General features: G+C 36.9%; 17 protein-coding genes. 15 read left to right on the forward strand and 2 right to left on the reverse strand.

Features of this window, described 5'->3' with window-relative positions; genetic code table 11:
- Positions 1-171: 171 nt before the first annotated feature.
- Positions 172-1,872 (forward strand): glycoside hydrolase family 3 protein, encoded by a 1,701-nt coding sequence (locus EV200_RS20175; protein ID WP_132535991.1) that lies wholly within the window; start codon positions 172-174, stop codon positions 1,870-1,872.
- 854 nt (positions 1,873-2,726) lie between these two features.
- A complete protein-coding gene (locus EV200_RS20180; RefSeq protein WP_132535993.1) occupies positions 2,727-2,927 on the forward strand; it encodes a hypothetical protein in 201 nt (66 codons plus the stop codon).
- 75 nt (positions 2,928-3,002) lie between these two features.
- Here EV200_RS20180 and EV200_RS20185 read toward each other — a convergent pair whose 3' ends face one another.
- Complete coding sequence (locus EV200_RS20185; RefSeq protein WP_132535995.1) at positions 3,003-3,536, reverse strand: thioredoxin family protein; 534 nt, start codon at positions 3,534-3,536, stop codon at positions 3,003-3,005.
- A gap of 109 nt (positions 3,537-3,645) precedes the next feature.
- Between EV200_RS20185 and EV200_RS20190 the strand changes: the two genes are divergently transcribed.
- The 12 genes from EV200_RS20190 (at position 3,646) to EV200_RS20245 (ending at position 20,119) form a co-directional block, all read left to right on the forward strand.
- Entirely contained in the window at positions 3,646-4,302 is a 657-nt protein-coding gene (locus tag EV200_RS20190; protein WP_132535997.1) for a TatD family hydrolase, read from the forward strand.
- Between the two features lie 16 nt (positions 4,303-4,318).
- On the forward strand, positions 4,319-5,113 hold the full coding sequence (locus tag EV200_RS20195) for a tRNA threonylcarbamoyladenosine dehydratase (RefSeq protein ID WP_132535999.1): 795 nt from the start codon (positions 4,319-4,321) through the stop codon (positions 5,111-5,113).
- An 8-nt stretch (positions 5,114-5,121) separates the two neighbouring features.
- Entirely contained in the window at positions 5,122-8,340 is a 3,219-nt protein-coding gene (locus tag EV200_RS20200) for a UvrD-helicase domain-containing protein (protein WP_132536001.1), read from the forward strand.
- A gap of 1 nt (position 8,341) precedes the next feature.
- Positions 8,342-9,412, forward strand: a complete 1,071-nt coding sequence (locus EV200_RS20205) for a PDDEXK nuclease domain-containing protein (RefSeq protein WP_132536003.1) — start codon at positions 8,342-8,344, stop codon at positions 9,410-9,412.
- A 15-nt stretch (positions 9,413-9,427) separates the two neighbouring features.
- Complete coding sequence (locus tag EV200_RS20210) at positions 9,428-12,283, forward strand: PD-(D/E)XK nuclease family protein (protein WP_132536005.1); 2,856 nt, start codon at positions 9,428-9,430, stop codon at positions 12,281-12,283.
- 212 nt (positions 12,284-12,495) lie between these two features.
- Complete coding sequence (locus tag EV200_RS20215) at positions 12,496-13,053, forward strand: GNAT family N-acetyltransferase (protein ID WP_132536007.1); 558 nt, start codon at positions 12,496-12,498, stop codon at positions 13,051-13,053.
- Between the two features lie 271 nt (positions 13,054-13,324).
- Positions 13,325-14,311, forward strand: coding sequence for a pyruvate dehydrogenase complex E1 component subunit beta (locus EV200_RS20220; RefSeq protein ID WP_132536009.1), 987 nt, complete (start codon positions 13,325-13,327; stop codon positions 14,309-14,311).
- Between the two features lie 544 nt (positions 14,312-14,855).
- Positions 14,856-15,428: a pentapeptide repeat-containing protein gene (locus tag EV200_RS20225; protein ID WP_132536011.1), complete on the forward strand. Its 573-nt coding sequence runs from the start codon at positions 14,856-14,858 to the stop codon at positions 15,426-15,428.
- Positions 15,429-15,464: 36 nt separating this feature from the next.
- Complete coding sequence (locus EV200_RS20230; RefSeq protein ID WP_132536013.1) at positions 15,465-15,836, forward strand: iron chaperone; 372 nt, start codon at positions 15,465-15,467, stop codon at positions 15,834-15,836.
- 150 nt (positions 15,837-15,986) lie between these two features.
- Positions 15,987-18,878 carry a DEAD/DEAH box helicase gene (locus EV200_RS20235; protein ID WP_132536015.1) on the forward strand — a complete coding sequence of 964 codons (2,892 nt, stop codon included), beginning with the start codon at positions 15,987-15,989 and terminating at the stop codon, positions 18,876-18,878.
- A 77-nt stretch (positions 18,879-18,955) separates the two neighbouring features.
- Positions 18,956-19,270, forward strand: coding sequence for a YgaP family membrane protein (locus EV200_RS20240; protein ID WP_132536017.1), 315 nt, complete (start codon positions 18,956-18,958; stop codon positions 19,268-19,270).
- 66 nt (positions 19,271-19,336) lie between these two features.
- Entirely contained in the window at positions 19,337-20,119 is a 783-nt protein-coding gene (locus EV200_RS20245; RefSeq protein WP_132536019.1) for a 3-keto-disaccharide hydrolase, read from the forward strand.
- 74 nt (positions 20,120-20,193) lie between these two features.
- Here EV200_RS20245 and aat read toward each other — a convergent pair whose 3' ends face one another.
- Positions 20,194-20,823: a leucyl/phenylalanyl-tRNA--protein transferase gene (aat, locus tag EV200_RS20250; RefSeq protein WP_132536021.1), complete on the reverse strand. Its 630-nt coding sequence runs from the start codon at positions 20,821-20,823 to the stop codon at positions 20,194-20,196.
- 73 nt (positions 20,824-20,896) lie between these two features.
- On the opposite strand from aat, the gene EV200_RS20255 reads away from it, so the two are divergent.
- Positions 20,897-22,336 (forward strand): DUF1800 domain-containing protein, encoded by a 1,440-nt coding sequence (locus tag EV200_RS20255; RefSeq protein ID WP_132536023.1) that lies wholly within the window; start codon positions 20,897-20,899, stop codon positions 22,334-22,336.
- The last annotated feature ends 8 nt before the right edge of the window (positions 22,337-22,344 follow it).

Raw genomic sequence — 22,344 nt, forward strand, 5'->3', positions numbered from 1 at the left:
TTTCAGTTTTGAAGTGCTCTACATTACCAACTCAAACAAATCCCAACTCCAACGCCTTCCCCACTCACCACCTATAATTCCAAACATAATTGTATTAAATCGATTACTTGGATTGGTTTTTGTTTAATTCGACTTTTGATTATTAATTTAGCAGTTCAACGAAACACATCCGTGAAAAAAATTTTATTCTCCTTTGCCATTCTGTGCGCCATTACTTTTTCTGCAGCTGCACAAAAGCAAACCTATTTACAAATGTTAGCCAATCAGCCTAAGTGGGTAGACTCTGTTTTTAACAAGCTAAATCGCCGGGAGCGCATTGCGCAAATGTTTTTCGTTCGGGCACATACCAATTTAGGACAGAAATATACAGATTCAGTTGGTCAGGTCATAAAAAGAGAACAGTTAGGTGGCGTTATATTTTTTCAGGGTGGCCCGGTTAGACAAGCCAAGGCAACAAATGCTTACCAAAAACTAAGTCACGTACCTTTAATCGTAGCCAATGATGGCGAATGGGGATTGGGAATGCGTTTGGACAGCACCATTTCTTTTCCCTATCAAATGACATTGGGTGCCATTCAAAATAAAGATTTAATTTACAAAATGGGCCAGGAAGTCGCCAAAGATTTCAAGCGAATGGGCATGCAAATGAACTTGGCTCCTGATGCAGACATCAACAATAACCCTAAAAACCCGGTAATTAATTATCGTTCTTTTGGAGAAAACAAATATAATGTGACGAATAAAACCGGCGCTTATATGAAGGGCATGCAGGATGCTGGTCTTTTAACTACCCTTAAGCATTTCCCGGGCCATGGCGATACGGATGTGGATTCACATTATGATCTTCCGCAGCTCACTTTTGGTGCCACACGCTTGGATACACTTGAAATGTATCCGTTTAAAGAGTTAATCAAACAAGGTGCATCAGGGGTTATGATTGCGCACATGAACATTCCATCTTTAGACACGACCAAAAATTTACCATCTACATTATCAAAACCAATTGTAACAGGCATTTTGAAACAAAAGCTTGGCTTTAAGGGGTTGATTATTTCTGATGCGATGGACATGAAGGGCGTAGTAAAATATTACAAAAATGGTGAAGCAGATTTGCGTGGGATCATTGCCGGAAACGATATTATAGAGCTTTCTGAAAATAGCGACCGGGCAATTAAACTGGTTCGTAGAGCCGTTAGACAAGGTAGAATAGACATTAAAACGATTGATGAAAGTGTCCGTAAGATTTTAACTGCGAAATACTGGGCGGGCTTATCAAAACACGACACAGTGGACACAAAAGGCCTGATTGCAGGTGTAAACCGTACTGCGAGTAATGCTTTGGTTCAGGAACTGGCCAATGCTTCTGTTACACTACTAAAGGGTAAAGAAAATATTAAAAATATGGTTCCGATCAGAAGGACGGCAATCATCAGTATTGGTGTTCCAACCGTTACAAAATTCCAAAAAGAGGTTTCAAAGGGGTTTTATAATTCAGTTTATTATGTACTGGACAAAGATGCAAGCGCTACCCAAATCTCTAATATTGCCCGTGAAATTGGTGCATTTGATCAGGTGATTGTAGGCATCCATGATGCACGTTCAAGACCTGCAAATAACATCCCGCTAAATGCTGGTGTAAAGAATTTTATTAAAGAATTAAGCACTAAGAATGCGGTATTTGCATTATTTGCGAATCCTTATAATCTTGCTGGTTTACCTGGTTTAGAAAAGAGTAAAGGCTTAATCGTTGCTTATCAAAAAGAAGACTACATGCAAATTTCTGCAGCAGCTGTGATTAATAATAGGTTAGTGCCTACCGGAAAATTACCTGTTAGCATTTTACCAAATTATAAATATGGTGACGGTTTGTAAATAAAATCGTCTTCCTGAACTTGATTCAGGATCTAATTAAATAGGTGCTGAACTGAATTTACTGCTTAGCTTTCCGCTGCGCTACAGGTCAGCATGACGATTCTGTTAGCGGATCTCCTCAAAAAATCCGTCATTGCGAACTGAAGGGAAGGGTTTAGCGATGGCGTGAAGCAATCTGTTGCGATTAGACTGACGAAGTTCCCTACCGCTCATCCCACTGAAACTTCGTAAGTCAGTTGGTCTAACTTACGAAGTCTCAAAGGCCGGTGCGTAGCAAGACTTCGACAGTTTTCATGTGCATCTAAAGTTTCGTTTAAAATAGATTGCTTCCCCGAAAGGTCGGGGCAGGCTGTCGTTCCTCCTCGCAATGACGGCAAGAGGTGTCGTCATTGCGAACTGAAGGGCAGGGTTTAGCAATGGTGTGAAGCAATCTGTTGCGATTAGACTGACGAAGTTTTCCACCACTACCTCCCTGAAACTTCGTAAGTCGGTTGATCTAACTTGCGAAGTCTCAAAGCCAGTGCGTAGCAAGACTTCGACAGTTTTCATGTGCATCTAAAGTTTCATTTAAAATAGATTGCTTCCCCGAAAGGTCGGGGCAGGCTGTCGTTCCTCCTCGCAATGACGGCAAGAGGTGTCGTCATTGCGAACTGAAGGGCAGGGTTTAGCAATGGTGTGAAGCAATCTGTTGCGATTAGACTGACGAAGTTTTCCACCACTCTCCCCCACTAAAACTTCGTAAGTCAACATCGAAAGCCAGCGCCCAGCTTCTTTACCTAGTATTTAACCTTTCCTCATAAAACTAAAACAATTTCTTTCTGAAAGTGATTATCTAAAGATAAAACCTTAAAGTTATGATAGACCCAAAAGATAATTACTCAGAAGACCCAAACGATGCTTTACGCAGAGAGGATGATGTAGACAATATCAATGAGATAGATGGTGATGATCCAAGTATTGAATATGATAAGGATAAGTTGGAGCAAGCAGATGAAGCATCCAGACCGTCATACGAATTAAATGTAGACGACCTGAAAGATGATGAAGATAATTAATGATTAAAAATAAAGCCGCAGATTATCAGATATTAAATCTGCGAATCTGTGGCTTTTTTGCTTTGGTCTTTCAGCTTATTTAGCCTTCGGTTTATAAGTATCTGGATCAACCGCGGCAACCGTCCAGCCTTTCAAAAATGAAGTGATTTTTTTCACATCATGCCCCACTTTCTTTTTGCCATTGGCATCTACTTCATCCGTTTCCAGATAGGCAGAATTTTCGATGTGAAGCACTTTACCTTTTCCATCCAATACCACGAAAACCGGGTAACCGAAACGGTTAGGAAATCCTAAATATTTCATCGCCTCATCATTGTGGTGTTCTTTATCCCAATTAACGAGCACATATTCATAATAATCATTGATGGTTTTTTTCAATACGGCATTTGAGTCTACCAATTGATGAAAAGCAATGCACCAGCTACACCAGTTTCCACCTACCTGAACCAGCACATGTTTATTTTCCTTCGCCGCTTTTTGTGTTGCAGCTTTCAAATCGGCCATGGCGTTTGCTTCAGGATTGTATATGTGTACCCCTGCAGTTTTAGACTGTCCGAATGTTACTGTAGATATTAACACAGCCGTTAATAAAATAAATAGCTTTTTCATAAATGATATTAATTATGATGTAAAATACTAAAGAAGAGGGATTTTATAAGTTAACAGCAAATTCTTTACAGTAAAAATACTTTTTACAAAGCCTATATTTGAATATCGAATGGATTTTTTAGACATACATACACACCAGGCTGCCCAAAAAAAAGGTATCACAAGTATCCAAAGTTTATCACTAACCAGCGATATTTTCCTGGCCATGCCCAAAACGAAGCCTATTTCAATCGGACTTCACCCCTGGTATGCCACCCTAGATAAACTGGAGATGCAAATGAAGTATATGAGTGTGTTGGCCAGTCAGCAGAATGTTAAACTAATTGGTGAATGTGGTTTAGATCGGCTAAAAGGTGCGCAAATTGAAAATCAAATCTCCATTCTGGAAATACAAATTAAGCTGGCCGAAAAATTAAATAAACCTTTAATTTTGCACTGCGTAAAAGCTTTTTCTGAATTAATAGAAATTAAAGACCGGCTGAAGGTTAATGTCCCGATGATTATTCACGGCTTTAATAAAAATGAGGCGTTAGGCCTTCAACTACTAAAAAAGGGTTTTTTGTTATCGTTTGGCACGGCAATTCTGAAAGAAAATTCTGGTGCTTCAAAGCTTATCCGCGACACAGATCTGTTTTTCTTGGAGACCGATGATTCGGGAATACCAATTGAGGAAATCTATAATGCTGCTGCTAAGTTGAAAAATTGTTCAGTTGATGCACTCAAAGCTTGTATGTTTGCTAACTGGAAAAAATTAGATTTACTGTAAATTCGTATAAAATTATATGTCAGATGTTTCTTGGCTTTCGCGTTCTGCCCTATTGGTTGGTAATGATGGAATTGAAAAATTGCAGAATAAACATGTCCTGGTCATTGGCCTGGGTGGTGTAGGTTCTTTTGCTGCAGAATTTATTTGCCGCTCGGGTATTGGTGAAATGACCATTGTAGATGGTGATGTGGTAGATCCTACTAACCGGAACAGGCAATTACCTGCCTTAGCCACCAATCATGGCGTAAGTAAAGCTGAAATTATGCAGGAGCGATTACTTGCCATAAACCCGGAACTGAAACTTAATGTCGTAAATACTTTTCTTAGCCCTGAAAAGTGCAGGGAAATTTTAGAATCAAGATTTGATTACATTATGGATTGTATAGATAGTGTGATGCCAAAGATCACCTTGCTTTCTACTGCTTTAGAAAAAAATATTCCGATTGTAAGCTCAATGGGTGCTGGTGGTAAAATGGACCCGACGAGATTAAGAATTGCGATGTTACCAGATACTTATCAATGTGTTTTCGCCAGTTATGTTCGAAAAAGATTAAACAAACTCATGAACGCTAGTAAAATCAAAGCTGTGTTCTCTACAGAGGAAATGGATAAAAACTCCATGATCATGACGGATGGTAGTAATTTTAAACGATCTGCTTATGGCACGGTTTCGTATCTGCCTGCGGCTTTCGGTGGTGCCTGTGCATCAGTGGTAATTAGAGATTTGCTAGGCCTTAAAATTGAAATGGCAGAAAGACCAGCAAGGATAAGCCATAAAACATTAGCGAAAAAGAAAATCAAAAAAAGTTAAAAAACACTATGCCCAAACCACTTAAAATACTTCAGGCTTCTGCCGGTTCTGGTAAAACATTCAGTTTAACGGCGCACTATCTGACTTTACTTTTCTCTGGTGAAAATAAATATCGTGAGATTTTAGCGGTAACCTTTACCAATAAAGCCACAGAAGAAATGAAAACCAGGATTCTGGAAGTTTTACTTGGGCTGGCAAAAGGTAATCCCTCAAAAAAAATAGATGATTATCGAAAATTGGTTCTCGTTGCTTATCCTCAATTAAATGCACAGGAACTTCAATTTAAAGCGGATAAAATTTACCGAAAAATCCTCCATGACTACAGCCGCTTTTCTGTAAGTACCATTGATGGTTTCGTGCAAAAGGTTATCCGTGGCTTCGCTTTTGAACTCGGACTAAATGCCGATTATAGTTTAGAAATGAATTATGACAAGGTAAAAGATGATCTGGTAAATAAACTGGATGAAGCCTTAGACACTAATCAGCAACTTTTGCAGTGGATTATAGATTTGGCCATAGAGCGCATTAGCGATAACAAAAGCTGGAATTATAAATTTGAACTCTATAATTTAATAGGTGAGATTTTCTCCGAACGCTTCCAAATTTTTGAAGATGCGGTAACCGCCTTGGGGCTGGAAAATATTGATGAACTCTTTAAAAAATACATCAGCCTAACCAAAGCAGAAATTAAAAATTTTGAAGAGGAAATTATCCGCCTGGCAATGGAAGCCAATGAGGCACTTAATGTTTTGGGGGTAGAAAATGAACATTTTAAGGGAAAATCAAGAAGTGCCTTAGCCAAAATTATACTGGTAGCGCGTGGCGACTTTTCTAAAGTAGAATCGCTTTTTAATTTAATAGACGAACCAGAAGAGTGGTTTCAGAAAAATGCAAATTCCCCAGAAGCCTTTGAAGTGGTGAATCCAATTCTTCAGCAAATAAAAAACCATTATTTAACACACTTACCTAATTATAGCCTCGCCATTGCATTCAATAAAAACTTGTACTATTTAAGGCTGATGCAGGAGATTGCGATGTTACTAAAAGAATATCGTGCAGAGAATGATAACCTTTTAATTAGCGATGCCCAAAAATTAATATCTGGCATTACAGAAGATGCTGGCGACAATCCATCTTTCATATGGGAAAAAGTAGGAAACCGATATCGCAATTTTCTTTTTGATGAATTTCAGGATACCTCAACCAGTCAGTGGGGTAGTTTTAAATCTTTACTTACCAATGCAATGGCCACACCAAGCGAAGATTTGACCGATCATCTAATTGTTGGCGACACCAAACAATCTATTTACCGATGGAGAAATGGTGACTGGAATATCCTGCATAAACATGCTAAACGCGAAGTGGGTATAGAAAACGTTGTGGAAGAAAGTCTTGCAGAAAACTACCGCAGCACAGAAAACATCATCACATTTAATAATTTTATCTATCGGTCAATTCCATTAACGCTACAAAACGAACTTAACACAAACTTAGCTTCTAAACCAGAAAGTATTGCCAATTGGTGGGCCAACGAGAATTATACCCAAATCATCACCGATATTTATAGTGCTTCCACGCAAAATTTTGCGGGCAATACCTTAAAGGGAGGCACGATCAAAATTAAAAAATTTGGTAAGGAACATGCTCCCGATGAGGCCCGTTTCACGGAAACTGTATTTAGAGATATTGCCTTGAATGACGTGATCGAAGAAATTAAAATTTTAAAAGATCAGCAGAATTATGCCTTGAAGGACATCGCCATTTTAGTGCGGTCTAATAGCGAAGCTTTACTTACCGTGCGCAAATTGATGGAGCACCATCTTCCTGTTTTATCGGGCGATGCCTTGTTAATTTCGAATAACTCCGCCATTCAACTCATCATTAATACCTTAAAAGTATTAATTGGTTTAGAAGCTCAAAGTGCGCTATATAAGGCAAACTGCATAGCACTTTACCATTCTTTACAGGGCAAAGAACCTGATGCCAATCATTACATTAACCTCACCAGCAAGACACTTAATCAGCTTTCTGCAGTATTGCCTTTATCTTTATGCGAAAACTGGCAAAGCTGGCTTCAACTTCCATTACCAGAATTGGTAGAGATTTTAATAGAAAGTTATGGCTTAAAAACGCTTACTGCTCACCTGCCCTATCTTTTAGCTTTTAGAGATTTAACCGCAGCAGCAGGAAAATCAGGAGAAAAAGGAATTATTGCCTTCTTAACCTGGTGGGAAGAAGATGGGGTTAAAAAATCGCTTCCATCACCAGAAGGTGCAGATGCTATCCAGATCATCACCATCCACAAATCAAAAGGGCTTGCATTCAGAGCAGTTTTTGTTCCCTTCTGCAACTGGGAAATTAAAGGAAAAGCAAATGGAACCTTCTGGGTATCATCTGAAGAAACAGTTTATAAAGAACTTAAGGGCATTCCGCTGAAATATAATGAAGCCCTGTCTGATTCGGCAATAGCAAAAGCCTATTATGAGGAATTGCTATACAACAATATGGATGCATTAAATATGCTCTATGTAGCTACCACACGCTCGAAAGATTACCTCTATATCGCTACGATGGCTAAAAAAGAATTGAAATTATCCAACATGGGTGATGTTATCAATTTAACTTTTGACCACGAATTTGATGAAAATGGGGTATACGAAATAGTAGATTACATTTCGACGGAAAGCAAAATTGATGAAAATGACTTTATTGATTTAAAGCATTATCCAACCACCACACGCCTGTCTGAACTTTACATTCCTTCTGAAGAAAAACATTTAAGGCATTTGGTTAATATCGAAAAATCTGGCAGGAAAGGCTCTTTACTACATGATATTCTGGCCAATGCCAGTAATGAAACAGAAACAGACAAATACATTACCACCTTGATTCTGGATGGTATTATACAGGAAGAGGAAAAGGAGCAGCTGAAATCAAAAGTTTTATCGGTATTGGAAAACCCTGATTTAAAAGCTGTTTTAAGCAGGGCAACCGGAAGTATAACGGAAAAAAGCATTATTGATACAAAGGGCAAACTTCATCGGCCAGATCGTATTTTATTTCACGAGAATGAAGTAATCATTCTGGATTATAAATTTACGCTTACAGAAAGCGATAAACATATTGAACAGGTTGAAAATTACAAAAATCTGCTCATGGAGATGGGACACAGCCAGATAAAAACCTATTTATTTTACGCCGTTAGCGGTAAATTAAAATTAGTGTAAGATGGAAGAAATAAACGCTTTATATGGAAATGTACTTGATATACTGAATAAGTATAGAACCTATACTTACAAGGCAATTAATACGGCCATGGTTATTTCATATTGGCAAATAGGTAAAGCAATAGTTGAAAATGAACAGGGTGGGAATGTTAAAGCATCATATGGTGATAAGATTCTACAATCGCTATCAAAAAAACTAAGTGTTGATTTCGGTAAAGGTTTTTCCTATTCCAACCTAAGAAATTTCCGCCAATTTTACCTAACTTATCAAGATGATCAGATTTGCTACGCAGTGCGTAGCAAATCTGAAAATACAGAAGTTCAAGACAATCATTCAAATTATGTACTTCGTAGTAATCTGAGCTGGACACATCATCGCTTAATTATGAGAGTTGAGAATGCACAGGCAAGAAAATATTATCTTAAAGAAGCAGAGAGGCAAAATTGGAGTACGAGAGAATTGGAGCGGAATATAAACTCCTCATATTTTCAACGAATTTTAACTCATCAAAATGAAGTAAAAAAACCAGGTCTTAACAATCAGTCTTCGGAAGATTTTATTAAAGATCCATATGTTTTAGAATTTTTGAAAATTGACGAATCATCCTTTACAAATGAAAAAGAAATAGAAGCGAGAATAATTAATCACTTACAACAATTTCTATTAGAGCTAGGAAAAGGTTTTTCATTTGTTGGAAGGCAATTTAGAATAAGTACAGAAACAAGTCACTTTTATATAGATTTAGTATTTTACAACTACATTTTAAAATGTTTCGTACTGTTTGACTTAAAAACTACCAAATTAACACATCAAGATGTAGGGCAAATGGATATGTACATTAAAATGTTTGACGATCTAAAGAAACAAGATAATGACAATCAAACAATTGGCATAATTCTTTGCACAGACACTGAAGAAACTGTTGTAAAATACTCTATGTTAAATGATAGCAAACAATTATTTGCTTCCAAATATCAAATGTATTTACCAACCGAAAAACAATTAGCAGACTGGATTTATAAAGATAAAGCAATCATCGAAGCTCAACTAAAAAACGAAAGTAACGAGTAATATTTAAATAATAATATGAAACCCTTTTTACAAGAAGTTGCTGAAGACTTAATAGAAAAATTTGGCTCGGATTTGCAACACTGCGCAATCGTTTTCAATAATAAACGTCCATCTGCTTATATGCAGAAATACCTGGCTGATATTATTGGCAAGCCTTTTTTTAGTCCGGCATTTTATACCATCCAAGAGTTTTTTGCTACTGCTACACCTTATAAAATTGCCGATTTTTACCTGCAGTTTTTTACACTTCATAAAATTTACAACCAGTTACTGACCGAAGAAAAACTGGAGCTCATTTCCAGTCATAAATTTTTCCCTTTAGCAAAGATAATTTTAAGCGACTTTACACAAATAGATAACGATCTGGTTGATGCCGGAAAACTCTATCGTGATTTGGAAGATATCTCCGTCATCAATAAAGATTTCGATTACCTCAGCCCAGAACAATATCAATTTCTGGCTCAATTCTGGACATCTTATTCCGAAGGCAAGCACAAGAAGCAACAAGAGCTTTTTATTAAAATGTGGCGCCGGATGCCAAAGCTTTATCACAAATTTCATGCTTTATTAAAGGAACAGGATTATCTAACCAATGGTTATGTTTATCGGCACCTGGCCGAAGAAAAAGAGCATGCTAAAGATTTACCTGTAAACTTTGAAAAAGGCAAAATCATTTTTGTTGGTTTCAATGCCTTAACCAGCGCAGAGGCAAAAATTTTCACACAACTTCAGGAGGCAAATCAAGCTTTATTTTATTTCGATGCCGATGATTATTACGTGAATGATCCTTTACAGGAAGCAGGATTATTTTTAAGGAAAAACCTGAATCAACTCGGCTTGAAAAATGTATTCGAAAACAAACCCAGCCTGATGAAAACCGAAGAACATCAGGTGAATGTTTTTAAAGTTCAGGGGCAATCGGCACAGGCAAAAATCCTGAATAATATACTGGAAGATGATTATGCTGAAAGCAATGAAATAGGCTCAACTGTAGTGGTTCTGGCTGATGAAAGCCTGTTATTACCTGCTTTGCAAACAATCCCGACTTCTTATCATGGCAAAGATATCGACCTGAATGTAACCATGGGTTTTGCTTTATCTACATCCAGTATTTTTGGCCTGGCAGATTTATGGTTTTCATCTCAATTGGAAATTACACATACCGGAAAGATTTCCTACAAAAACGTGGAGGCTTTTTTAACCCACCCGCTTACGGGCCTGAGCCATAAAATTCGTGATAAAATTCTGACTGCCATTTTGAAAGAAAACGAGGTAGAAATTGCACATGAAAGGCTTTTAAGGCAAAGCGGGTTGTTTGAAGTGTTCTATAAAAAAATTGATCATCCAAAACAGGTTGTTCCATACCTGCTGGAAGTGCTGGATTTCATTTTAACCAGGTTATCAAATGCTAAAACGCTCAAGAAAATTGATGCAGAGCTTTTTGTGAAAACCATACAGGAATTAAACCGGCTGCATGATACTTTTGGCAAGCATATCGGTAATGAAGAAATTCAGTTCGTTATCTATCTGGTTCAAAAATCGTTACAAGCTATTGCTGTGCCCCTTTCCGGGGATCCATTAAATGGGATTCAATTAATGGGTTTGCTCGAAACCCGGAACTTAAATTTCGATAAGGTGGTGATTTTAGGTTTTAATGAAGGGATTATTCCGAAATCTTCCATTGGCAATAGTTTTATTCCTGATTCTATTCGCCGGGTATACGGTTTGCCTGTTTTAGAAAATCTTGATGCCATCTCCTCATACATGGTTTACCGTTTAATGCAAAGGGCAAAAAATATCAACTTTGTTTATAATAGTTTAACTGATGAAAGTACAACTGGCGAAGCGAGCAGAATTTTAAAACAACTGGAGTATGAAAGCGGATTCGGTTTTACTTATCATGAACTTAATCTGGATGTAAAAACAGAACCTTTTAAAGAAGTTCGCATCGAAAAAACCAATAATGTTTTTATCCAGGAAACCCTTCAAAAATACCTCGATAAAAAGAAAGTACTTTCGCCATCTGCCTTAACACAATACATTTCCAATCCAATCGATTTTTTCTTCAACTACATCGCTGGGATTAAAGAACCAAAAGAAGTGAGTGCCGTTGTAGAGGCGAACGAAATTGGTTCTATTTTACACAAAGTGATGGAGTACTTTTATCAGGATTTGATGAAAGCTGAAATTACTTTGGAACGAATTAAGGCGAAAAGGAAGCAGATACCTGCACTTATTGAAAAAGCTTTTAATGCTGTAATGTTTAATCATCCTGATAAAGTGATGGAGTATAAAGGCATGCAAAAAGTTATCCTGTCAATTGTTGATGCCTACGTAAACATTATTGTGAACCAGGATGAATCGCAAACACCTTTTCATATTATCAGTTTAGAACAGAAGGTAGAAGCAGAGATTAATTTCCCTTTAAATGGCAAGGATGCCAGTGTTAAAATTTTCGGTTATATTGATCGGGTTGATATAAAAGATGGGGTGACTAAAATTGTTGATTACAAAACCGGAAGTGATAAATTAACTTTTAAAGATGTGACAGAACTTTTTAATTCAGATGGCAAACACATCAACAAAGCATTGGTTCAAACCTTACTTTACACTTATGCCTATGAACAGTTTTCGGGTAAAACTTTTGTTGAGCCGAATTTGTATGTTGTTAAAACCATGGCTGTGGATGGTGTTTGGTTCAAATCTGGAAGACAAACGCTTTCTGGTGAATACCTGGAAGAAATTAAACCTGAATTTTTAGCAGAACTTAGAAAAAAACTGACTGAGCTTTTTGAATCGCCATATTTTGTTGCAAGTGCCGTGGAAGATAATTACAAATACTCTATTTACAAAACGCTGTTCGGGAAGTAAAGCGGAAAGCTAAAAGGTGAAAGCAGAAAGATCAAAGCAGAAAGCGAAAAGCTTAAAGTATATCTGCTCGTCTAATCGTCTTTGCGAGGAGGCTTTTTCAGCCGACGAAGCAATCTGTCCAATAAACAAATTTTATAATACCCAACTTGAACATCTTTACGTTTCGAAACAATAAACAATTGCGATTAAAATCTTAATACCTAAATTTACCTATGCTCACCCTAAACTTCACTAAATTCCCTGTACTCGAAACCGAACGTTTAATTCTTCGCGAACACAGTCTTTCTGATGCAGAAGTTTTATACGCAATGCGCACTGATGAAAATATCATGAAGTACATTGACAGAGAAAGACCTGAAGATGTACAAGCAGTTAAAAAAGTGATAACCAAGTTTAACGAAGGATTTGAAAATGGGAATAACTTAGCCTGGGTAATTGCGTTGAAAGAAAAGCCGACACAAATGATTGGAACCATTGGCTATTGGCAAACAGATTATGCCAACCATAGGGCAGAAATCGGCTACATGCTCCATCCCGATTTCTGGAGACAAGGAATTATTTCTGAAGCAATAAAAAAAACTATCGATTTTGGCTTTGAACAGATGAACCTCCATACCATTAAGGCCAACATTAATACGGGTAATGATGCTTCGCGGCAAATATTGCTTAAACATGGTTTTATAAAAGAAGCCCTTTTCAGGCAGGACTATTACTTTAAAGGTAAGTTTCTAGACAGCGAAATTTATGGATTAATTAATCCAAATCATTAAATTACTATAGCTTATTGTATTCGGCATTTTAATATTCAATAATATTAACCATTATAAATGTTTCGAAATAGCCATGGTTTCAATACTATAGAAGCATTAAAGATATCATTCCGAAATTATATTTTAATTTTCTGCCACTAATCAAAAAGAACACATTTACACCTTAAAAAAAGCCTTATTTACCATTATAATTATTACAAAATACAAGCCTAATTGCCTTTGGTTTGGTAGCGATTAATAATTATATTTGCCACCGTTATTAAAATTTACAATGAGAGAAATCCAATTTAGAGAAGCACTACGCGAAGCCATGAGCGAAGAAATGCGTAAAGATGACCGCGTTTTTTTATTAGGTGAAGAAGTAGCAGAATATAACGGTGCATATAAAGTAAGTCAGGGTATGCTTGATGAATTTGGTGCAAAACGTATTATCGATACCCCTATTGCCGAATTAGGTTTCGCTGGGATTGCAACAGGTGCCGCAACTGCTGGCCTTATTCCAATTGTAGAGTTTATGACATTTAACTTCTCATTGGTGGCCATTGATCAAATTATCAACGGTGCTGCAAAAATTTTATCAATGAGTGGTGGTCAGTTCTCTTGTCCAATGGTTTTCCGTGGACCAACAGGTAACGCTGGTCAGTTAGGTGCACAACACTCACAAAACTTCGAAAATTGGTTTGCCAATACACCAGGTTTAAAAGTGGTTATCCCATCTACGCCTTACGAAGCGAAAGGTTTATTAAAACAAGCTATTATTGATCCGGATCCGGTTATTTTCATGGAGTCTGAAGTAATGTATGGCGATAAAGGTGATGTTCCTGCTGAAGAATATTACATTGAATTTGGCAAAGCAAACGTAACAAAAGAAGGTACTGATGTAACCATCGTAACTTTCGGTAAAATGTTAACCCGCGTAGTGAATCCAGCTGTAGAAGAATTAATTAAAGAAGGAATCAACGTTGAGGTAATCGATTTACGTACTGTTCGTCCGATTGATTATGATACCATTATCCAGTCTGTGAAGAAAACAAACCGCTTAGTTGTAGTGGAAGAAGCATGGCCATTGGCATCACTTTCAGGTGAGATTGCTTTTATGGTACAGAAAAAAGCTTTTGATTATTTAGACGCACCAGTTTTACGTATCACTTGTGCTGATGTTCCACTTCCATATTCTCCAACTTTAATTGCAGCAAGCTTACCAAACGCTGAAAAAGTAATTAAAGCGGTTAAAGAAGTAATGTACGCAACAAAATAAATCGAGACACTTAGTCTATTTCAAAATATAAATCCTCCAAAGCAATTCGGGGGATTTTTTTTGTTTCATTTTCTTTACCTTGTAAGTACTCACAATTTAAACACATAGGGCATGTAAATAACATTTAGAGCTTATATGATCCTTATGTTTCTTATATGGGAATAATTCTAAAAGCTACTGTGATTTCTACCAATTAAGGCATATAAAAAACATATAAGCTTAATGTTACTTGTGTTTCTTATATGGTAATAATCTAAAAGCTACTGTGATTTCTACCAATTAAGGCATATAAGAAACATATAAGCTTAATGTTACTTATGTTTCTTATATTGGTAAATCAATAGCAATTATAAATTCTACTACATTTAAGGCATCTAATAAATGGTAAGCTTATATGATCCTCACGTTATTATATGGTAATAATCTAAAAGCTACTATGATTTCTACCAATTAAGGCATATAAGAAACATATAAGCTTAGATGGTCCATATCAACGGCAGTGAAAAATTATTTTTATCTTCGTTTGTCCAAATTATACCAACTGATGTCCGAATATTTAGCTAATAAAACCTTTGAAAAAGCCGATTTTACTTTAAACACATTACTCAAAGGTGAATATGAAAACTGTAAATTCCTTTATTGTGATTTCTCCAATTCAGATTTAAGCAGTATCAAGTTCTTAGATTGTGAATTCATTTCCTGCAACTTAAGTTTAGCTACGCTAACCAAAACATCATTCAACGATGTAAATTTTAAAGATTGTAAAATGCTGGGTCTACGTTTCGAAAACTGTAACGATTTCGGTTTAGCCTTCAGCTTTGACAGTTGTAAACTTGACCATTCTTCCTTTTATAAACTCAAACTAAAAAAGACCATTTTTAAAAACAATCAACTCCATGAAGTGGATTTTACTGAATGTGATTTGAGCAGTTCGAGTTTTGATTACTGCGATTTCCTTAATGCAACCTTCGACAAAACTAATCTTGAAAAAGCAGATTTTAGAACCGCAACTCATTATATAATCGATCCAGATAAAAACAGAGTGAAGAAAGCCAGATTCTCTCAATCCTGTTTAGCGGGTTTATTAACTAAATACGACATTCTCATCAGTCAGTAATCCTCTATTTTTATAATTTTGTAAGTCAATCATATTATGGAAAAACAGGAACCAAAAACGATTGATGATTATATTGCTCAATTTCCGCTAGAAACACAAAGAATTTTGCAGCAGGTTAGAGAAGCCATTCAACAGGCTGCACCCAATGCCAAAGAAGTAATCAGCTATAAAATGCCAGCGTTTAAACAAAACAGGGTTTTAGTTTATTTTGCAGCTTACGCTAAGCACATTGGTTTTTACCCTAAGGGTTCCGGAATCGAAGCTTTTAAGCATGAGTTTGAAAATTACAAATGGAGCAAAGGAGCAGTTCAGTTTCCTATTGACCAACCCATGCCGCTAGATTTAATCACCAGAATTACCACATTCAACGTTAACAGCGATTTAGAAAAGAATAAACGAAGAAATTAATCAAGTACTTTTTCATCATTCAACAGCTAATAATCAATTAACAAAGGCTTTTTCACTAAAATTGTTACAATCTTTTGATGTAATACCAAAAATATTGTAAGTTTAAAGTTTTTAAGATGCCAACTCTTAATTCTTTTTTTAAACCAACCAATGTTACGCGTAGATAGCTCAAAACCTTGTAAAATTGTATACTCATTGTGCAAACATGAGTATTTGGGCTATTTAATTGAACCTCACATTGTTCAGCTAAATCCCAACGGAGATTTTTCTTTTACTTATCAAAGAATTTTTACCCACACAGCGGAAGAGTTTAAGGCTTGCTTAACCGAAATTGATTATAAGCTGATTAAAATTTTAGATGATATTGAACAAGATTCAGTCATTAAAAAACACTATAAAAAACTCATCAGGCCTACTGAATTTTTTGCTAAAATTTTCGATGATAAGTTTTACGAGAATGTTCGCCCAAGGATTGAGAAAAAATTAGCAGAAGCATTGGAGATGTTAAAGGTTAAAAATGAACTTTACATCATGGATAAAGATGGCTGGCCGGTAGAACGTAAGATAGAACTTGCAGCAGAACCTGCATCAATTTTATTCCATTTCCGAAGAAATGAAACAGAAACACGATATTTTCCAACCATAAAGTACCAGAACCTGCGCATTGAATTTATGTTTAAAGAGGCGCAGATCATTAGCAATAAGCCAGCCTGGTTATTGCTGAATGATGTTTTATACTTTTTTGATCAGGATATAGAAGGAAAAAAATTGCAGCCGTTTTTAGCTAAACGGTATATTGCCATCCCGAAATCTACGGAAGCAACGTATTTTGAAAAATTTGTTGCCCCGCTGATCGAAAAGCATCACGTGTATGCTGAAGGCTTTGAAATTAGAACAGAACAATTTGAAGCAACACCAGTCATTAAGGTATTGTATGTTGATGGTGGAATCTCACAAATTCAACTGTTCTTTAAATATGGTGAATACCATTTTTCTATAGAAAATGCACATAAAGTAACCGTTCGACTGGAGAAAACAGCCGATAATTACATTTTCCATCGCATTAAACGTTCTGCTGAATGGGAAAAGAAGCAGTTTAATTTATTGCTTTCACTAGGCTTAAAAAAAACAAGTGCACTTTTCAGCAATTTGGAGGTAGACATTACGGATGAAAACCCCAGCTATGCAGCAATTAACTGGGTAAATGAGCATATTGAATTGCTACAGTCGCTGGGCTTTGAAATTGAGCAGGCAACCGGCCAGAAACGTTTTGTATTCGGCACCAGTAAAATTGATTTGGAAGTTAAAGAAGGTAATGATTGGTTTGATATCAATGCCGTAGTTTGGTTTGGAAAATATCAGATTCCCTTTCTCTCTCTGAAGCAGCATATTCTTCATAAGAGACGAGAATTTCTGTTACCCGATGGCGAAGTGGCCATTATCCCTGAAAAGTGGTTTACGCAGTATGGAAGCTTATTCAGCCTTGCAGAAACGGGCAAAACATTACGACTTAAAAAACATCATATTGGCTTGCTCAACGATTTAGCGGAGGATAGTTTGGCTAATGTAACACTGGAACGCAAATTACAGCGCCTATCAGACTTTGAAGATATAGCCGATACACAAATGCCCGTTCATTTTAAGGGCAGTCTTCGCGATTATCAAAAAGCCGGTTACAATTGGTTTAGTTTTTTACGTGAATATAATTTCGGTGGCTGCCTGGCAGATGACATGGGTTTGGGTAAAACAATCCAGACGCTGGCCATGTTGCAAAAAGTAAAAGAAGATGATCAGCTACTGGCCACGCCAAGTACCTCTTTGATTATTATGCCTACCTCGCTAATTTACAACTGGTTAACCGAGGCTAAAAAATTTACGCCCAAACTTAAAATTTATGCCCATACTGGCAGCAATCGAAATAAAAATGTCGAGATTTTCGCCAATTATGATATTATTATCACTACCTACGGTGTTACCAGAGTTGATGTAGAAGAATTAAAGAATTTTTATTTTAATTATGTTATTCTGGATGAAAGTCAGAACATTAAAAATCCGGCTTCCAAATCTTTTAAATCAGTTAGAAGCCTGAAATCCAGGCATCGATTGATTCTGAGTGGTACACCCGTAGAGAATTCCGTGGGTGATCTTTGGTCGCAACTTACCTTCCTCAACCCAGGCCTGTTGGGTACTCAGGCATTTTTTAATGAAGAATATGTGCAGGCTATAGAGAAGAGAAAAGATGAAGAGAAAGCACGTAAGCTTCAAACCATCATTAAGCCTTTTGTATTACGCAGAACCAAAGAGCAGGTTGCGGCAGAATTACCACCGAAAACCGAGCAGGTGATTTATTGCGACATGAGCGAAGATCAGGCTGCTTACTATGAAAAAACAAAATCGGCTTACCGCAATGATCTATTGCAGAGCATGGATGATGGAACTTTCGCACAGAAACAGGTTCAGCTGTTACAGGGATTAACAGCTTTACGTCAATTGGCTAATCACCCGGTGATGATTGACGGAACTTACCTTTCTGACTCAGGTAAATTTGAAAATGTAATTCACACACTGGATAATGTGCTTAAAGGTGGGCACAAAGTATTGGTATTTTCACAGTTTGTAAAACATTTAGATATCTTTAAAAAGCATTTTCAGGCTGAGCAAATTCCATTCGCTTATTTGGATGGAGCTACGCGTAACCGCGGAGAAATTGTATCTGAATTTCAGCAAAATAATGACTTAAAAGTTTTCCTGATTTCTATAAAAGCTGGTGGCGTGGGCTTAAACTTAACACAGGCAGATTATGTTTTTATCTTAGACCCCTGGTGGAATCCTGCAGTAGAACAGCAAGCTATTGACAGAACACACCGCATTGGTCAGGATAAGAAGGTTTTCATTTATAAATTTATCGCGAAAGACACTGTAGAAGAGAAAATTCTTGCACTTCAGAACCGTAAAAAATCGCTTGCCAATTCCTTAATCACTACGGAGGAGAGCTTCTTTAAGTCTTTAAGTAAAGATGATATCAGGGATATCCTGAATTAAGTTGATTAATTTATCAACATCATTTTAAAACTGTATCATTTTCTGTTTGTTAAGTAAATAATATTAAACGTACTATCATGGAAAACGAAAATTTAAATAGAGCACTTGACAATGTAAAAGAAGCTTGGAAATATCCAGAATTATTTCAAAATATTTCAAGATCAGAGCGCTGGCTATCTGGTGCGGTTGGAACCTATTTGCTTTTTAAAGGGTTAACCAATGTATTTTCGCATCCGGTTATCGCATTAACTGGTGCAACTGCTGGAGCAGGATTACTGTACAGAGGATTGACAGGATATTGCCCGCTTAAAGATTTACAAGAACAACGCGAAGATTTGATTCCTGATGAAATTGTCATCAAAGAAACTTATTTAGCAGATGATCTGGCGTAATAAATTGAATACGAAATTTCTATTTCTTAATAAACTGGTTAACTTTAAAAAAGATAACCTATAATTATGAGCAAATACGCATTACTTTTTATTCCAACCCTATTTGGTATGTCGGCATTGGCGCAGGATAAAAAAACAGATCCGGCAAAAGAAGCGGCTAAAACAGAAATTTGGGAACCTGTTCCGAAAATTGTTACACCGGGACATCTACCTCAAGACGCACCTTCTGATGCAATTGTTTTATTTAATGGAAGAAATCTGGATGCCTGGCACTCCGTTAATGATCCAACAAAACCTGCTGCGTGGACAATAGATGATGGCTTTTTTACCGTTAAGAAAGGCACTGGAAATATTGAAACCAATAAAAAGTTTACCGATTATCAACTTCATATGGAGTGGAGGATTCCTGCTAACATTACAGGAACAAGTCAGGCAAGAGGAAATAGTGGTGTATTTTTAGCCTCAACCGGACCTGGTGATAATGGATATGAGATTCAGATCATGGATTCTTATCAAAATAAAACATATGTTAACGGGCAAACCGGAAGTGTATATAAACAAGGGATTCCGTTAGCTAATGCCAATAAGAAACCAGGTGAATGGCAATATTATGATATCATCTGGAACGCACCGAGATTTAATGAGGATGGCACAGTGCTTAAACCTGCAACTGTAACCGTTATTTTGAATGGCGTATTATTACAGAATAATTTTGTTGTAAAGGGAGAAACCAGATGGATTGGCGCACCTGAATACAAAAAGCATGGTGCCGCATCAATTAAACTTCAAGATCACGGCGACCCTAGCCCAGCTATTAGTTTCAGAAACATCTGGATTAGAGAACTTTAATTGATTTCAAAATAAAATTACTACTTCTAAGCGTTGTCAACTTTGGATCCAGCTTGCTATTAAAGTTGACAACGCTATTTTTCAAGCATCTTCATATACACTTCCCGCTCAATCATTTCAGCTCCCAAACTCATCAAATGATCATTCGGCAACTGACAATCAATCAAATCGAGATCCAGCTTGCTTAAATATATTAAGGCCGCTTTTGAGGCATTACTCACGGTACTAAACATACTTTCACCACAAAAAACACGGTTTATTTTTATTCCGTACAAACCACCAACCAATTGTTCATGATGCCATACTTCCACACTGTGTGCATAGCCATGCTGATGAAGGTTGATGTACGCAGCCTGCATTTCATTGGTAATCCACGTTCCATCTTGCCCTTTTCTTGGTGTATTGGCACAGTTAAATATTACTTCTTCAAATGCCGTATTTAGCGTAATTTTAAATACCTCATCACGTAATATTTTCTTCATGCTTTTACTTACCAAAATACGGTTGGGATAAATTACACAACGTTCATGAGGTGCATACCATAAAATAGGCTCACCTTCGCTGAACCAGGGAAAAATTCCATTCGAATAAGCCAATAGCAGCCTTTCCAAACTTAAATCGCCACCAACAGCAAGCAAACCATCATCTTCAGCCAGGGCTGGATTAGGGAAAATCATTTCGTGATCTGGCAATTGAAAAAACATATGCAAAAATAAGAAAGAAAAATAACGATTAAACCCCTGCGTTTAAATAGTGTCCTACACTAAACTGTTTACTATGAACGCGAAAGATAATTCCCTCCGAGTAAAGCATCTTTACAATAGAGCAGGATTTGGTATTTCTTATGCTGACCTGCATAAAATTAGCAGAAAAAATATAGAAAAAATTGTTGCAGGATTATTAAAAGAATCTAAAGATGATTCAATCACGCTGGTTGATGGTAGCGAATCCAAGCGTCAAATGTTAGTTCAGGCTGGTTTGTACGCCAAAAAAAATCTTAGTGATGAAGAAAAGAAAATCAGGCAGGAAATTACCCGAATGCAGAACGAGGTAAGCAAAGACCTGAACATTGCCTGGATCTATAAAATGATCAACACCACTTCACCACTGCGAGAAAAGATGACCCTTTTTTGGCATGGCCATTTCGCATGTCGCAGTAATGAGCCCTTGTATGCGCAACAGCTTAATAACATTCAGAGAACACATGGATTAGGAAGTTTTAAAACACTTTTAATGGAGGTTTCAAAATCGCCAGCCATGTTGCAATACCTGAACAATCAACAAAACAGGAAAGGCAAGCCCAATGAAAATTTTGCACGCGAATTGATGGAACTGTTCACATTGGGAAGAGGAAAATATACTGAAAATGACATTAAAGAATCTGCCAGATCGTTTACCGGATGGATGTACGATAAAGACGGAACTTTCATCTTCAGGCAAAACCTTCACGATGATGGCACCAAAACATTCTTCGGAAAAACTGGCAATTTCGACGGTGAAAATATTATTGATTTGATTTTAGCCAAACCAGACACTGCCGAATTTATTGCACGAAAAGTTTATAAGTTCTTTGTGAATGATCAACCGAATGAAGTACATGTAAAGGAATTGGGTGATCATTTTTATGCTGCGAATTATGATATTTCAGCATTAATGAAAAAAATGTTCACTTCTGATTGGTTTTATAGTCCAGAAAATGTAGGCACCAAAATCAAATCTCCGATTGAATTTTTGGTAGGCCTAAGCCGTGAATTTTATGTTACTTACAATAAACCGCAAATATTAATACAGTTACAAAGTAGTTTGGGCCAATACCTGTTCAACCCACCAAATGTAGCCGGTTGGCCTGGCGGGCAAAACTGGATTGACAGCTCATCACTTATGCTGAGAATGCGCATTCCTTCTTTGGTTTTAAATGATGGCGAAATCGATTTTAGTGGCAAAGCTGATCCAGAAGATGAGGCTGTTATTGCCTTGAATAAAAATGCAACAGCCAATGCTAATAATAACGCAAAGCCGAAATCCTATGTAAATGCCAATGCCGACTGGTCAAAGTTTTTGAGCACTTTTCCTAAAGGAATATCGCCATTGGAGCTTACTGAGTTTCTTTTACAACCTAAACTGAATGATAAAATTGTTAAAATGGTGAGCGATAACAAAGGGCTTAGAAGTACTGCTGTAGAAATCACCAGTATGCCAGAATATCAACTCGTTTAACCTAAATC

It is taken from the genome of Pedobacter psychrotolerans (assembly GCF_004340665.1).
In the GTDB taxonomy this organism is placed as follows: Bacteria; Bacteroidota; Bacteroidia; order Sphingobacteriales; family Sphingobacteriaceae; genus Pedobacter; species Pedobacter psychrotolerans.

Bases quoted from the DNA above. Each gene is read 5' to 3' on its own strand.
- EV200_RS20180 (WP_132535993.1), top strand. From the start codon at position 2,727: ATGATAGACCCAAAAGATAATTACTCAGAAGACCCAAACGATGCTTTA.
- EV200_RS20185 (WP_132535995.1), bottom strand. From the start codon at position 3,536: ATGAAAAAGCTATTTATTTTATTAACGGCTGTGTTAATATCTACAGTA.
- EV200_RS20190 (WP_132535997.1), top strand. From the start codon at position 3,646: ATGGATTTTTTAGACATACATACACACCAGGCTGCCCAAAAAAAAGGT.
- EV200_RS20195 (WP_132535999.1), top strand. From the start codon at position 4,319: ATGTCAGATGTTTCTTGGCTTTCGCGTTCTGCCCTATTGGTTGGTAAT.
- EV200_RS20200 (WP_132536001.1), top strand. From the start codon at position 5,122: ATGCCCAAACCACTTAAAATACTTCAGGCTTCTGCCGGTTCTGGTAAA.
- EV200_RS20205 (WP_132536003.1), top strand. From the start codon at position 8,342: ATGGAAGAAATAAACGCTTTATATGGAAATGTACTTGATATACTGAAT.
- EV200_RS20210 (WP_132536005.1), top strand. From the start codon at position 9,428: ATGAAACCCTTTTTACAAGAAGTTGCTGAAGACTTAATAGAAAAATTT.
- EV200_RS20215 (WP_132536007.1), top strand. From the start codon at position 12,496: ATGCTCACCCTAAACTTCACTAAATTCCCTGTACTCGAAACCGAACGT.
- EV200_RS20220 (WP_132536009.1), top strand. From the start codon at position 13,325: ATGAGAGAAATCCAATTTAGAGAAGCACTACGCGAAGCCATGAGCGAA.
- EV200_RS20225 (WP_132536011.1), top strand. From the start codon at position 14,856: ATGTCCGAATATTTAGCTAATAAAACCTTTGAAAAAGCCGATTTTACT.
- EV200_RS20230 (WP_132536013.1), top strand. From the start codon at position 15,465: ATGGAAAAACAGGAACCAAAAACGATTGATGATTATATTGCTCAATTT.
- EV200_RS20235 (WP_132536015.1), top strand. From the start codon at position 15,987: ATGTTACGCGTAGATAGCTCAAAACCTTGTAAAATTGTATACTCATTG.
- EV200_RS20240 (WP_132536017.1), top strand. From the start codon at position 18,956: ATGGAAAACGAAAATTTAAATAGAGCACTTGACAATGTAAAAGAAGCT.
- EV200_RS20245 (WP_132536019.1), top strand. From the start codon at position 19,337: ATGAGCAAATACGCATTACTTTTTATTCCAACCCTATTTGGTATGTCG.
- aat (WP_132536021.1), bottom strand. From the start codon at position 20,823: ATGTTTTTTCAATTGCCAGATCACGAAATGATTTTCCCTAATCCAGCC.
- EV200_RS20255 (WP_132536023.1), top strand. From the start codon at position 20,897: ATGAACGCGAAAGATAATTCCCTCCGAGTAAAGCATCTTTACAATAGA.